The 13,629-nt window shown below is 69.3% G+C and carries 9 protein-coding genes and 1 pseudogene; 9 read left to right on the top strand and 1 reads right to left on the bottom strand.

All coding sequences use genetic code 11. From position 1 onward, the window contains the following. The first annotated feature begins 2 nt into the window (after window positions 1-2). The 9 genes and pseudogenes from ACLBWX_RS14810 to dnaE all read left to right on the top strand — a co-directional run bounded on the left by ACLBWX_RS14810 (window position 3) and on the right by dnaE (window position 11,538). On the top strand, window positions 3-782 hold the full coding sequence (locus ACLBWX_RS14810; RefSeq protein WP_447677795.1) for a biotin--[acetyl-CoA-carboxylase] ligase: 780 nt from the start codon (window positions 3-5) through the stop codon (window positions 780-782). Between the two features lie 14 nt (window positions 783-796). Continuing rightward, window positions 797-2,470 (top strand): ribonuclease J, encoded by a 1,674-nt coding sequence (locus ACLBWX_RS14805; RefSeq protein ID WP_447677794.1) that lies wholly within the window; start codon window positions 797-799, stop codon window positions 2,468-2,470. Between the two features lie 194 nt (window positions 2,471-2,664). After that, on the top strand, window positions 2,665-3,069 hold the full coding sequence (gene mce / locus ACLBWX_RS14800) for a methylmalonyl-CoA epimerase (RefSeq protein WP_447677793.1): 405 nt from the start codon (window positions 2,665-2,667) through the stop codon (window positions 3,067-3,069). 5 nt (window positions 3,070-3,074) lie between these two features. After that, window positions 3,075-3,410 (top strand): DUF1467 family protein, encoded by a 336-nt coding sequence (locus tag ACLBWX_RS14795; protein ID WP_447677792.1) that lies wholly within the window; start codon window positions 3,075-3,077, stop codon window positions 3,408-3,410. Between the two features lie 411 nt (window positions 3,411-3,821). Further along, window positions 3,822-5,147, top strand: a complete 1,326-nt coding sequence (proS, locus tag ACLBWX_RS14790; protein ID WP_447677791.1) for a proline--tRNA ligase — start codon at window positions 3,822-3,824, stop codon at window positions 5,145-5,147. An 8-nt stretch (window positions 5,148-5,155) separates the two neighbouring features. Next, window positions 5,156-6,460 carry a lipoprotein-releasing ABC transporter permease subunit gene (locus ACLBWX_RS14785; RefSeq protein WP_447677790.1) on the top strand — a complete coding sequence of 435 codons (1,305 nt, stop codon included), beginning with the start codon at window positions 5,156-5,158 and terminating at the stop codon, window positions 6,458-6,460. Window positions 6,461-6,473: 13 nt separating this feature from the next. After that, complete coding sequence (locus ACLBWX_RS14780) at window positions 6,474-7,187, top strand: ABC transporter ATP-binding protein (protein WP_447677789.1); 714 nt, start codon at window positions 6,474-6,476, stop codon at window positions 7,185-7,187. Window positions 7,188-7,461: 274 nt separating this feature from the next. After that, window positions 7,462-7,653: pseudogene (locus ACLBWX_RS14775) on the top strand (type II toxin-antitoxin system YoeB family toxin); the annotation flags it as partial. A 387-nt stretch (window positions 7,654-8,040) separates the two neighbouring features. Then, window positions 8,041-11,538 carry a DNA polymerase III subunit alpha gene (gene dnaE, locus ACLBWX_RS14770; protein ID WP_447677788.1) on the top strand — a complete coding sequence of 1,166 codons (3,498 nt, stop codon included), beginning with the start codon at window positions 8,041-8,043 and terminating at the stop codon, window positions 11,536-11,538. A gap of 70 nt (window positions 11,539-11,608) precedes the next feature. Here the strand turns inward: dnaE and ACLBWX_RS14765 are convergent, their stop codons facing one another. Then, a complete protein-coding gene (locus ACLBWX_RS14765; RefSeq protein ID WP_447677787.1) occupies window positions 11,609-13,606 on the bottom strand; it encodes a methyl-accepting chemotaxis protein in 1,998 nt (665 codons plus the stop codon). Between the last annotated feature and the right edge of the window lie 23 nt (window positions 13,607-13,629).

The raw sequence follows: 13,629 nt of genomic DNA, 5'->3' as shown, positions 1-13,629 counted from the left end.
CCTTGAGCGGCTACGCCCTCGGCATCCTGGCGCGGGGGGAGGGGCACCGCCTCCACGTCCACGACCGCCTCGGCTCCACCAGCACCGAGGCGATGGAACGCTTTCGCGCCGGCGAGGCCGGGCCGCTCTGGGTGGTGGCACGCCGGCAGGAGGCCGGCCGGGGCCGGCGCGGCAACGCCTGGGTCTCCGAGCCCGGAAACCTGACGGCCAGCCTGCTCTGGCCCGTGGACGACGTCGAGCCCGGCCAGGTGCCGACCCTCGGCTTCGTCGCCGGCGTCGCCCTGGCCTCAGCTCTCGCGGCGTGCGGCGTCGCCGGGTGCCGTTTGAAATGGCCGAACGACGTCCTGGCCTCGGGTGCCAAGCTCGCGGGGCTCCTGCTGGAGGCCGAGAGCCGGCCCGGCGGGCGCCGCGCGGTGGTGATGGGCTTCGGTGTCAATGTCGCTGCGACGCCGCAGGGCTTGCCTTATCGCGCCACGTGCCTCAGGCAGATGCAGTACGACACGCGCGCCGAGGATCTGTTCGTCCCCTTGACGGATGGAATCGTCGACGCTGCGCGACTCTGGGATTGTGGCCGCGGATTCTCGAGGATCCGCGAGCGCTGGATCGCTGACGCGGCCGGGATCGGCGCGCCGGTTTCGGTGCGGACAGGCGACACCCTCGTACACGGAATTTTCGAGACGATCGACGAGGCGGGACGGCTCGTGGTCCGATCGGAGGATGGGACGCGACGGACCGTGACGGCGGGCGAGGTGCATCTGGGAACGGCCGCGACGGCGGCTTGAGGTTTGGACGGACAATGACGACAGGGCAAGACGAACTCGTCTTCGTGCCGCTCGGCGGCGTGGGCGAGATCGGCATGAACGCGGCGCTCTACGGCTTCGGCCCCCCGAAGCGGCGCAAGTGGATCATGGTCGATTGCGGCATGGGCTTCGCCGGCGAGGAGGGATTCCCCGGCATCGACCTGATGTTCCCGGATCTCAGCTTCATCGAGGAGCGCAAGGACGACCTCCTGGCCATCTTCATCACCCACGCGCACGAGGACCATATCGGCGCGATCGGCGAGCTGTGGCCCAAGCTGAAGGCGCCCGTCTACGCGACGCGCTTCGCCAAGAACCTGCTGGAGGCCCGCCGCCTCAGCGAGCCGGGTGCGCCCAAGGTCATCCTCAAGGAGATCCAGGCCGGTCGAAGGGTCCAGGTCGGCCCGTTCGAGCTCGAATACGTCCCGGTCTCGCACTCGATCCCCGAGTCGAACGCGGTCGCCATCCGGACGCCGCACGGCCTCGTGCTGCACACCGGCGACTGGAAGCTCGACCCGACCCCGATCCTCGGCGACGTGACCTCGGAGAGCGCCTTCCGGGCGCTCGGCGACGAGGGCATCCTGGCGATGATCAGCGACTCGACCAACGTCGTGCGCGAGGGGCGCTCGCCGAGCGAGGCCGAGGTCGCCGCCACCCTGCGCGAACTCATCGCCGACGCCCCCCACCGGGTCGCGGTGACGACCTTCGCCTCCAACGTCGCCCGCATGCGCGCGGTGGCGGAAGCCGCCCAGGCCTGCGGACGCGAGGTGATCGCCGTCGGCCGCGCCATGGACCGCGTCATCGCGGTCGCCCGCGAATGCGGCTTCCTCGACGGCCTGCCGGAGTTCCGCTCGGCGGACAGCTACGGCTACCTGCCGCGCGACAAGGTCGTGGCCCTGCTCACGGGCTCGCAGGGCGAGGAGCGCGCCGCGCTCGCCCGGGTCTCCCGCGACGACCATCCCGACATCACGCTGGCGGCGGGCGACCGCGTCATCTTCTCGTCGCGGGCGATCCCCGGCAACGAGCGGGCGGTCGGCGCGATCATCAACGACCTCATCAATGCCGGCATCGAGGTGGTCACCGACCGCACGAAGCTCGTCCACGTCTCGGGCCATCCCCGGCGCGACGAGATGGCGGAGATGTATGCCTGGACCCGTCCGCAGACGGCGATCCCCGTCCACGGCGAGGCCCTGCATCTCGACGAACACGCGCGCTTCGCCCGGGCTCAGGGCGTGCCGAACATCGTCAAGGCCCGCAACGGCAGCGTCGTGCGCCTGGCGCCCGGCACGCCGGAGATCGTCGATCACGTCAAGGCCGGGCGCCTGTTCAAGGACGGCAACGTCCTGATCGACGCCAAGGACCGGGCCATCCCCGAGCGTCGCAAGCTTGCGCAGGCCGGCCTCGTCTCGGTGGCCATCGCCATCGACGTGCAGGGCGAGGTTTTGGGCGAGCCGGCCATCGACATCATCGGGTTGCCCAATCGCGGGCGCACCGGCCAGGCCATGCTCGACGTGGTGGTGGAATCGGTGTCCCGGACCCTGTCCGGCCTGTCGAAGCCCAAGCGCAAGGATGCCGAGGCCGTCGAGAAGGCGGTCGACCGGGGCATCCGCTCGGCGGTGAACGAGGTCTGGGGCAAGAAGCCCGCCTGCCACGTGCAGGTGGTCGAGGTTTAGTGACCGAACCCTCCCGCCCTGTGGGGGAGAGACGCCGCTAGATTCGGCGTGCTGCGTGAGACGCCCTCGCGCAGCACGCCGTCATCCCGGGGCCGCCTGCGGCGCCCCGGAATGACACCGCGATGCCATGGATCATCGCCCGCTCGAACGGGGGAGGGGTGGCGGTACGGTTTCAGAAGGAAGGGGAGCAAACCATGATCGGACGCCTGAACCATGTCGCCATCGCGGTCCGTGATCTCGACGCCGCCTGCGCCATCTACCGGGACACGCTGGGCGCCACCGTGACGGAGCCGCTGCCGCAGCCCGAGCACGGCGTCACCGTGGTGTTCGTGAACTTGCCCAACAGCAAGGTCGAGCTGATGTCGCCGCTGGGCGAAGGGTCGCCGATCGAGAGCTTCGTCGAGCGCAATCCCAATGGCGGCGTCCACCACGTCTGCTACGAGGTCGACGACATCATCGCCGCGCGCGACAAGCTGAAGGCCCAGGGGGCCCGGGTGCTGGGCAGCGGCGAACCGAAGATCGGCGCCCACGGCAAGCCCGTGCTGTTCCTGCACCCGAAGGACTTCCTCGGCACGCTGGTCGAGCTGGAGCAGGTCTGAGCCGGATGAGCGCCATCCTCCAGACCCTGGCGGCTTCCACCCTGCGCACCCTGGCGGTGATGGTGGTGGTGGTCGCCGCGGTGGTCGTCCTCGCGGTGGGCCTGTTCAAGCTCACCGTGTTCGGCGCGCTCGCCCTCTACTTCGTGGTCTGGTGGACCCTGCTCTTCGTCATCCTGCCCCTGCGCAACCAGGTGGAGACCGACCCGGAGCGGATCGTGCCCGGCCAGGATCCCGGGGCGCCCGCCGCCCCGCGCCTGCGCGAAAAGGCGATCCTCACCTCCGTCCTGGCGAGCGTCGTGTTCCTGGCGGCGATCCAGGTGTTCGAGCTGGCCGGGCTGTGAGGCGGCGCTGGCCCCGCGCAAGCGTTCAGCCATAAAAAAAGCAAGGCGTGAGCCTTGCTTTTATGAAGATGGTCGTTCGCTCAGCCTCGATTATCTCACGCATTGCTGACGGCGTGGCGGCTGAAATTCCTCCCGAGACTCGGACCGTGTGGCGCCACTGCTTGGCGGCGCGATCATCACGGACGCGCTTATAGGAACAACAATTCTCATTGTCACCTGCTTCGTGAGACATTCCTGCGCTTTTCTACCGGAATGGCGGACAAGCTTTCGTCGGAACGAACCGCGACTTCGGAGACGAAACGCCACGCTGCGGACCAGTGTCACCCCTGCGCGCTTGTGTTTTCCCGATGCAATGTGTTGTGTGCCGGGGCGCGCCGCCGACCCACTGGCGCGCTGTTTCCAGGGTCTTCCATGCGTCTCTCCCGCTACTTCCTGCCGACCTTGCGCGAGACGCCCAAGGAGGCCGAGATCGTCTCTCACCGCCTCATGCTGCGCGCCGGGCTCGTGCGCCAGGAGGCGGCCGGCATCTATGCGTGGCTGCCGCTCGGCCTGCGCGTCCTGAACAAGGTCTGCGCGGTCGTCCGCGAGGAGCAGGACCGGGCGGGCGCCATCGAGATCCTGATGCCGGCGATCCAGTCGGCCGAGCTCTGGCGCGAATCCGGCCGCTACGAGGCCTACGGCAAGGAAATGCTCCGCATCGCCGACCGCCACGACCGCGAGATGCTGTTCGGGCCGACCGCCGAGGAGGTCGTCACCGAGATCTTCCGCGGCAGCGTGCGGTCCTACAAGGACCTGCCGAAGAACCTCTACCAGATCTCCTGGAAGTTTCGCGACGAGGTCCGGCCGCGCTTCGGCACCATGCGCTCGCGCGAGTTCCTGATGAAGGACGCCTATTCCTTCGACATCGACCAGGCCGCCGCCCGCCACGCCTACAACCGGATGTTCGTGGCCTATCTGCGCACCTTCGCGGGCCTCGGCCTGAAGGCGATCCCGATGCGGGCCGATACGGGTCCGATCGGCGGCGACCTCAGCCACGAGTTCATCATCCTGGCCCAGACCGGCGAGAGCGAGGTCTACTGCGACAGCCAGTATCTCGACTTCGAGATCCCGCCGATCACCACCGATTTCGAGGACGTCGCGGCCCTGCAGGGCACCGTCGACCGCTGGACCTCGCTCTACGCCGCCACCTCCGAGATGCACGAGCCGGCGGCCTTCGCCGAGGTGCAGGGCGACAAGCAGATGGCCGCGCGCGGCATCGAGGTCGGGCACATCTTCTACTTCGGCACCAAGTATTCCGAGCCGATGGGCGCCAAGGTCACCGGTCCCGACGGCGTCGAGCGCCCGGTCCACATGGGCTCCTACGGGATCGGGCCGAGCCGCCTCGTGGCGGCGATCATCGAGGCGAGCCACGACGAAGCCGGCATCGTCTGGCCCGACGCGGTGGCGCCCTTCGACGTGGCGCTGATCAACCTCAAGACCGGCGATGCCGCCACCGACGCCGCCTGCGGCGAGATCCAGGCCACCCTGGAGGCGGCCGGCCTCAGCGTGCTCTACGACGACCGCGACGAGCGGCCGGGCGCCAAGTTCGCCACGGCCGACCTCATCGGCCTGCCCTGGCAGGTCATCGTCGGGCCGCGCGGCCTCGCGGAAGGCAAGATCGAGCTGAAGCGCCGGGCCGGCGGCGAGCGGGAGAGCGTCGCCCCGATCGACCTTCTCGCCCGCCTGAAGCGGCTCTGAGGCGCCCCATGGTGGCGACCCTGACGGACAGGCTCGCGGGCCTTCGCGCCCGGTTCCGGCGCGGAAGCACGCCACCCTTCGCCGGGTTCGAGTGGATCATCGCCGGGCGCTACCTGCGGGCACGGCGCCGGGGCGGCGGCGTCTCCGTGGTGGCGTTCTTCTCGCTCCTCGGCATCGCGCTGGGCGTCGCCACCCTCATCATCGTGCTGTCCGTGATGAACGGCTTCCGCACGGAACTCCTGTCGAAGATCGTGGGCATCAACGGCCACGTCTTCGTCGCCCCGATCGACAAGCTCTTCACCGACTATGCCGACCTCTCCGAGCGCCTGTCGAAGGTGGCCGGGGTCCGGGCGGCGATTCCCCTGGTGGAAGGACAGGCCTTCGCCTCGTCGCCCTATGGCGGCGCCGGCAGCGGCGTGCTGGTCCGCGGCATCCGGGGCGAGGACCTCGACAAGATCGGCGCCATCGCGAGCAACATCAAGGGCGGCAGCCTGGAGGGCTTCGACGACGGCTCGGGCGTCGCCATCGGCCGGCGTCTGGCCGAATCCCTCGGCGTCCAGGCCGGCGACCAGATCAACCTGCTGACGCCGAAGGGCGCCTCGACCCCCTTCGGCACGGCGCCGCGCACCAAGGGCTACACCATCAAGGCGATCTTCGAGATCGGCATGACCGAGTTCGACTCGACCTTCGTGTTCATGCCGCTCGCCGAGTCCCAGGCCTTCTTCAACCGGGACGCCGATGTCAGCCTGATCGAGATCTACCTCGACAATGCCGAGGCGGTCGGCGCGATGCGGCCCGATCTCGAGATGGCGGCCGAGCGTCCGGTGCTCCTCACCGACTGGCGCCAGCGCAACCGAACCTTCTTCGGCGCCCTGGAGGTGGAGCGGAACGTCATGTTCCTGATCCTCAGCCTGATCGTGGTGGTGGCGACCCTGAACATCGTCTCGGGGCTGATCCTGCTGGTGCGCGACAAGTCGAGCGACATCGCCATCCTGCGCACCATGGGGGCGACGCCCGGCACCATCATGCGGGTGTTCCTGATCAACGGTGCGCTGATCGGCGTGGTCGGCACCCTGAGCGGCCTGGGTCTCGGCATCCTGATCACGATGAACATCAAGGGCATCCAGCGGGTGCTGTTCCCCTCCGCCTGGGACCCCACCGTGCGTTTCCTCGCCGAGATCCCGGCGGAGATGAACGCCAACGAGATCACCGTGGTGGTGGTCACCTCCATCGCCCTGTCGCTGATCGCGACGCTGTATCCCTCGTGGCGCGCCGCCCGGCTCGATCCGGTGCAGGCCCTGCGCTACGGCTGAGGCCCGAACATCCATGACCACGAAAGCCGAGGCGCCCGGCGCGCAGCCGGTCCCGGCCCTGTTCTTCGCCAAGGTGGAGCGGCGCTACGCGCAAGGGATCGGCGCCCTCGAGATCCTGCGGCAGGCGGATTTCGCGATCTGGCCGGGCGAGCTCGTCGCCCTCGTGGCGCCCTCGGGCGCCGGCAAGAGCACGCTCCTGCATCTCGCCGGCCTGTTGGAACGGCCCGATGGCGGCGAGATCTACGTGGGCGGCAATCCCACCGCCGCGATGGTGGATGCCGAGCGCACCCGCCTGCGCCGCGAGGAGATGGGCTTCGTCTACCAGTTCCACCATCTCCTGCCCGAGTTCTCGGCTCTTGAGAACGTGGTCATGCCGCAGCTCATCCGCGGGCTCTCGCAGCGCGAGGCCAAGCTGAGGGCGAGCGAACTCCTCAGCTTCCTCGGCCTGAAGGAGCGCCTCCTGCACCGGCCGTCCGAGCTCTCGGGCGGCGAGCAGCAGCGCGTCGCCATCGCCCGCGCGGTGGCCAACGGACCCCGCCTGCTGCTCGCCGACGAGCCCACCGGCAACCTCGACCCGCACACCGCGGCCCACGTCTTCGGCATCCTGGTCTCGCTGGTGCGCGCTTCCGGACTCGCCGCCCTCGTGGCCACCCACAACATGGATCTGGCCGCCCGCATGGACCGGCGGGTGACGATCCGGGACGGGCTGATCGAGCAGCTGCCCTGAGGGGACCGGGCTCGATGGCCGGCGGTCCTCGTGTCCCGACGCCCCCGTAGATCGCGACCCATTTCGATCGCGTCGAGACCGACCGCACCGAACTGGGCGTCACGCGACAGAACCACGAAGACGTGGTGATCCTGCCGCTGGCCGAGTTCGAGAGCCTGCGAGACCCTTCACCTCACGGGAACGCCCGCCCATGCCCGCCGGCCCGCGGAGGCGATGGCGCAGCTCGACGCCGGCGGCGGGACGGAGCGGGGCCTGATCCAGCCGTGACGCTGGTCTGGTCGGACCACGCCCGGGACGATCACCGGCACCGGCGGGCGACCGACCGCACGACGCTCCAGCGCATCAACGACGTGACGGTCAGGCGTGGCGAAACCCGTTCCAGGGCATCGGCACGCCAGAGCCCCTGAAGGGCGATCTCAAGGGCTGGTGGTCGCGCCGGATCACCGGAGAGCATCGACTGGTCCACCGGGTCGCCGGGCAGGGGGCGGAGCGGGCTCTCAAGATCCTCCAGCGCCGCCGGCACTACGACGATCGAGCGTCGTCCTGGGGCTTAACGATCGGTTCACCCTGTTCTTCACCGGCTCTGATTTCGCCTTTACAAAGAACAAAACAAGAACAAAAATCGGGGCATCAACGAAAGGCGATGCCCATGTTCAAGCGGATGATCCTGACGGGTGCGGTCGAGTTCATGGCCTTCGGGCTCCTGGCGATGTCCATCGCCGCCTGGGCTGTCGCATTGGCGCCCTTGCGATAGCGTTGCGGCGGAGTCACAGGGGCCGCGCGGTCCACAGAGAAACGTGCCTGGGCGCCGGTTTCTCATGGAATGGAAACCCCGACTCGGGCTGTTGGTCTCATGGCGCGCATCCTCAAAGACCCGGCTTACGTCCACCTTCACGTCCATTCCTCCTTCTCCCTGCTCGAAGGCGCCCTGAAGGTCGGCGACATCGTGAAGGCGGCACTGGCCGACCGGCAGCCGGCCCTGGCGCTCACCGACACCAACAACCTGTTCGGCGCGCTGGAATTCTCGGAAAAAGCCGCCGGCGCCGGCATCCAGCCGATCCCCGGCCTCCAGCTCACCGTGGCCTTCGAGGCCCCCGACCCGATGGCGCGCGTCGGGCAGGCTCAGGCCGGAACCGCCAACATCGTGGTGCTGGCCCAGGACGAGGCCGGCTACGGCAACCTGCTGCGGCTGGCGAGCCGGGCCTATTTCGACGTCCCTCTGGGCGACGCCCCCCGCGTCACCGTCGAGGCGCTCGCCGAGTCGAGCGCCGGCCTGATCGCCCTGACCGGCGGCTCCTCGGGGCCTCTCGACGGCGCCCTCAGGATGGGCCGGGCCGAACTCGCCGCCGGCCGCCTGGCGCAGCTGCGCGCGGCCTTCGGCGAGGACAGCCTCTACGTCGAGATCCTGCGCCACGGCCTTGCCGACGAGCGCATCGTCGAGCGGGAATTGCTGCGGCTGGCCGATTCGAATGGCCTCTCGGTGGTTGCGGCCAACGAGCCGTTCTTTGCCAAGGACAGCGATTACGACGCCCACGACGCCCTGCTGGCCATCGCGGATGGCCGCCTCGTCTCGGACGACCGCCGCCGCAAGCTGACCCCGCGCCACGGCTTCAAGACCCGGGCCGAGATGGCCGCGCTCTTCGCCGACCTGCCCGATGCGCTCAACGCGACGATCGAGATCGCCATGCGCTGCGCCTATCGCGTCCGCACCCGCAAGCCCATCCTGCCGAATTTCGGCGTCGTCGCCGCCCTCGACGCGACCGCGCCCGAGGTGGAGGCGGCGGCGCCCCTCGACGAGCCGGCGGAGCTGCGCCGGCAGGCGCAAGCCGGCCTCGAACGGCGCCTCGCCCAGCACGGCACCGCGCCCGGCATGACCGAGCAGGTCTACCGCGACCGTCTCGCCTTCGAGCTCGACGTCATCGTCGGCATGAAGTTTCCCGGCTACTTCCTGATCGTGTCGGACTTCATCAAGTGGGCCAAGGACCACGACATCCCGGTGGGCCCCGGCCGCGGCTCCGGCGCCGGCTCCCTGGTGGCCTGGTCGCTCCTCATCACCGATCTCGACCCGCTCCGCTTCGGCCTGCTCTTCGAGCGCTTCCTCAATCCCGAGCGCGTCTCGATGCCGGATTTCGACATCGACTTCTGCGTCGAGGGCCGCGAGCGCGTGATCCAATACGTGCAGCAGCGCTACGGCGAGCGGCAGGTGGCGCAGATCATCACCTTCGGCACGCTGCTGGCCCGCGGCGTGCTGCGCGACGTCGGCCGCGTCCTGGAGATGCCCTACGGGCAGGTCGACAAGCTGACCAAGCTCGTGCCGCAGAACCCGGCCAACCCCGTCACCCTGGTCCAGGCCATCGAGGGCGAGCCGAAGCTCCAGCAGGCGATCGAGGAGGAGCCGATCGTCGCCCGCCTCATGGAGATCTCGAAGAAGCTCGAGGGCCTTCACCGGCACGCCTCGACCCACGCCGCCGGCGTCGTGATCGGCGACCGTCCGCTCGAACAGCTCGTTCCGCTCTACCGCGACCCGAAGACCGGCATGCGGGTGACCCAGTTCAACATGAAGTGGGTCGAGGCCGCCGGCCTCGTGAAGTTCGACTTCCTCGGCCTGAAGACGCTGACCCTGCTGCGCTGCTGCACCGACTTCCTGGCCAAACGCGGCATCATCGTCGACCTCGCCTCGCTGCCCCTCGACGATCCCAAGACCTACGTCCCAATGAAGCGCGGCGAGACCGTGGGCGTGTTCCAGGTGGAATCGGCCGGCATGCGCAAGGCGCTGGTCGAGATGCAGGCCGACCGTTTCGAGGACATCATCGCCCTGGTGGCGCTCTACCGCCCCGGCCCGATGGCCAACATCCCGGTCTATTGCGAGCGCAAGCTCGGCCGCGACGCCGGCAACGAGGCGAGCTGGTACCCGCACGAGAAGCTGGAGCCGATCCTCAAGGAGACCTTCGGCATCATCGTCTACCAGGAACAGGTGATGGAGGTGGCCAAGGTGCTCGCCGGATACTCGCTCGGCGAGGCCGACATGCTCCGCCGCGCCATGGGCAAGAAGATCAAGGCCGAGATGGACGCCCAGCGCGACCGCTTCGTGAAGGGCTGCATCGAGCGCGACCTGACCAAGGCCAAGGCGAACGAGATCTTCGACCTGCTCGCGAAGTTCGCCGATTACGGCTTTAACAAGTCACACGCCGCCGCCTACGCCCTGCTGACCTACCAGACCGCCTACCTGAAGGCGAACCATCCGGTGGAGTTCCTGGCCGCCGCGATGCAACTCGACATCGACGTCACCGACAAGCTCGCCGAGTTCCGCCAGGACGCCCAGCGCCTGAAGATCACCGTCGAGCCGCCCTCGATCAACACCTCCGGCGTCGGCTTCGAGGTCCGGGACGGCCGCATCCACTACGCGCTCGCGGCGATCAAGGGCGTCGGCCGTGGAGCGGTCGAGGCCCTGATCGAGGCCCGAGGCGACAGGCCCTTCAAGGATCTCGCTTGCCTCGCCCGCCGCCTCAACCCGCGCATGCTCAACAAGCGCACCCTGGAGAACCTCGTGGCGGCCGGGGCCATGGACACCATCGAGCCGGATCGCGCCCGGGCCTGTGCCGCCATCGAGCCGATGATGAAGCTCGCGCAAGGGGCCGCGGAGGCGGCCAGCACCGGCATCGACGACATGTTCGGCGGGATCACCGCGGCCGACGTCACCCTGCGGGTGCCGCCCTACGATCCCTGGCCGATGGCCGACAAGCTGAAGAAGGAATACGACGCGATCGGATTCTTCCTCTCGGGCCATCCGCTGGACGAGTACGGCGACCTCCTCGGCAAGCTGCGGGTCCAGACCTGGGCCGAGTTCTGCCGGGCGGTGCGCGCCGGCACCACCAGCGTGGGCCGCGTCGCGGCCTCGGTCCTCGACCGCTCGGAGCGCCGGACCAAGACCGGCAACAAGCTCGGCATCGTCATCCTGTCCGACCAGACCGGGCATTTCGAGGCGATCATCTTCTCGGAAGGCCTCGGCCAGTACCGCGAGATCCTGGAGCCGGGGCGCCCCCTGGTGCTCCAGCTCCAGGCCAACCTGGAGGGCGAGGACGTGCGCGCCCGCATCATGACCGCCGAGCCCCTCGACGTGGCGGTGGCCCGCCACCAGAAGGGCATGCGCGTCTATCTGCGCGACGAGCGCCCGATCCCCTCGGTGCAGCAGCGCCTCCAGGTGCGCGGGGAGGGCGAAGTCTCCCTCATCCTCCTCCTCGACGGCGAGCGCGAGGTCGAGGTCAAGCTGCCGGGCCGCTACCAGGCCACGCCCCAGATCGCCGGGGCGCTCCGGGCCGTGCCGGGGGTGGTGCAGGTGGAGGTGAACTGAGGGGCCGTCCCGGCTCTCCGGGACGGGGCCTCGGATCGGCCGGGCCGATGGCCCGACCGACTTGGGTGCCTCACGCGGCGCGGATGGCCGCGAGGAAGCCTTCGACCTCCTGGCGCACGTTCACCGACTGGACCGAGAGTTCGCCCGCCGCCATCAGGACCTGCTGGGCCGCCGAACCGGTCTCGCCGGAGGAGGCCAGGACCCGGGCGACGTTCATCGAGACGTCCTGGGTGCCGCGCGCCGCTTCGGCCGCGTTGCGGGAGATCTCGCCGGTGGCCGCGGTCTGCTCCACCACCGTCGCGGCGATGCTCTCGGTGATCGCGTTCACGGAGACGATGGTCTGGCCGATCTGGCGGATCGCCGCGACGGCCTGGGCCGTGGCCTGCTGGATCGCCGTGATCTGGCCGCCGATCTGGTCGGTGGCCCGCGCGGTCTGGCCCGCGAGTTCCTTGACCTCGGCCGCCACCACCGCGAAGCCTCGGCCCGCCTCCCCGGCGCGGGCCGCCTCGATGGTGGCGTTGAGGGCCAGCAGGTTCGTCTGCCCGGCGATGCTGGAGATCATCGTCACGGCCTCGCCGATGCGGTCGGCGGCCTGCATCAGGCTGCCCATGGCGACGTCCGTCGCCTCCGCGTCGCGGGCGGCGGCACCGGCGGCCGCATTGGATTGCTGAACCTGGCGCTCGATCTCCTGCAGGGAGGCGACCATCTCCTCCGCGGCCGCCGCCACGGTCTGCACGTTCGCCGAGGTCTCCTCGGCGGCGGCGCTGGAGGCGACGGCCTGGCCGTTGGTGCTCTCGGCCACCTGGGTCATCGAGCGCGCCGTCGCGTCGAGCTCGGTCGCCGCGGACGTGACGATGCCGATCGCACCCGAAATGGTGTGCTCGAAGCGCTGGACGAGCCCGTCGACCCGGTCCGCCCGGCGCTGGCGCGCCGATTGCGCGGCGACCTGCTGCGCCTCCAGTTCGATGCGCGCGATGGCGTTCTGCCGGAACACGTCGACGGCCTTGGCCATTTCGCCCATCTCGTCCACCGCGTCCTGCGATGGCACGGCGACCGCCGTCTCGCCGGCGGCGAGGCGGCTCATCGCCCCCGTCATGCCCGAGATCGGACCGATGATGCTGCGCGCGATCAGGAAGGCGAGGGCGGCGCCGAGCGCCAGCGCCAGGGCGACGAGACCCATCTGCAGGGTGCGGGCGCGGTCGACGCTCACATGAGTGGCGGCGGTGATCTCGGAGACTGCCGCCTCGATCTTCGCCCGGACGCCCAGCCCGGTCTGCATCAGGTTCGTCGCATGCGGCTTGAGGTTGTCGTCGTAGGCGGTCCGCATCGCCTCCAGCCCGGCGGCGGCGGCATTGAAGGCCCCGATATAGGCAGTGACCGTGTCCTGAAGCTGGCGGATCGGTCGCGCGAACTCGCCGCCCGTATCGAGATCCCGCAACGTCTTGAGGGCGGCATCCGCCTTCAGGCTCAGCGCGGTGAAGGTCGCCGGACCCTGCGCGTCGCGGGTGGCCAGGAACCGCCAGTTCGCGACCCGCATCAGCAGCACCGCGCTGTCGACGTTCGCGGCCTGGGTGACCAGCGTCGCCGATCCGTCCTGCCGGATGCCGGCCACCAGCTGGCCGGTCGCGCGCGTCAGCTCGTCGCCGGTCTTGAACAGCTTGGCCTTGCTCTCGGCCAGGGCCTGGCCGGCTTGGCCGAGGCGCTGGATATCGTCCTTCAGAGCGGCGGACTCGTCGCGCATGCCGGCATAGATCGCGCGTCGCTCCTCGGAGACGGCGATGTCGACCTGACGCTGAAGGAGGATGGTGATGGCCTGGCGCGTCTGCTCCATCTGACCGACCTGATCGGGCTTCTGGTTCGCCTGGAATTCCAGGGCTTGGCCGGAGAGACGTTCTCCGAGGCCGTTCACCGAGAAGACGTTGCGTGCCCCCTCCTCGAGACGGGTGAGCCGGGCGTAATCCTCCGAGACGGAGCCGAGCTGATACTGAGAGGTGAGGCCGATTCCGCCGGCGATGACGATCAGACTGCCGAAACCTGCATAGAGGCGAGCGCGGATACCGAGTTTCATAGACGTGGTCCGATCGGGGGAGG

The organism is Methylobacterium sp. M6A4_1b (genome assembly GCF_053345175.1).
The sequence above is the reverse complement of the archived record's forward strand: the minus strand, read 5'-3'. Positions and strand labels throughout refer to the sequence as shown.

Coding starts and splice junctions, on each gene's coding strand:
- ACLBWX_RS14765 (WP_447677787.1), bottom strand. CDS start 13,606: ATGAAACTCGGTATCCGCGCTCGCCTCTATGCAGGTTTCGGCAGTCTG.
- ACLBWX_RS14780 (WP_447677789.1), top strand. CDS start 6,474: ATGACCACGAAAGCCGAGGCGCCCGGCGCGCAGCCGGTCCCGGCCCTG.
- proS (WP_447677791.1), top strand. CDS start 3,822: ATGCGTCTCTCCCGCTACTTCCTGCCGACCTTGCGCGAGACGCCCAAG.
- mce (WP_447677793.1), top strand. CDS start 2,665: ATGATCGGACGCCTGAACCATGTCGCCATCGCGGTCCGTGATCTCGAC.
- ACLBWX_RS14785 (WP_447677790.1), top strand. CDS start 5,156: ATGGTGGCGACCCTGACGGACAGGCTCGCGGGCCTTCGCGCCCGGTTC.
- ACLBWX_RS14795 (WP_447677792.1), top strand. CDS start 3,075: ATGAGCGCCATCCTCCAGACCCTGGCGGCTTCCACCCTGCGCACCCTG.
- dnaE (WP_447677788.1), top strand. CDS start 8,041: ATGGCGCGCATCCTCAAAGACCCGGCTTACGTCCACCTTCACGTCCAT.
- ACLBWX_RS14805 (WP_447677794.1), top strand. CDS start 797: ATGACGACAGGGCAAGACGAACTCGTCTTCGTGCCGCTCGGCGGCGTG.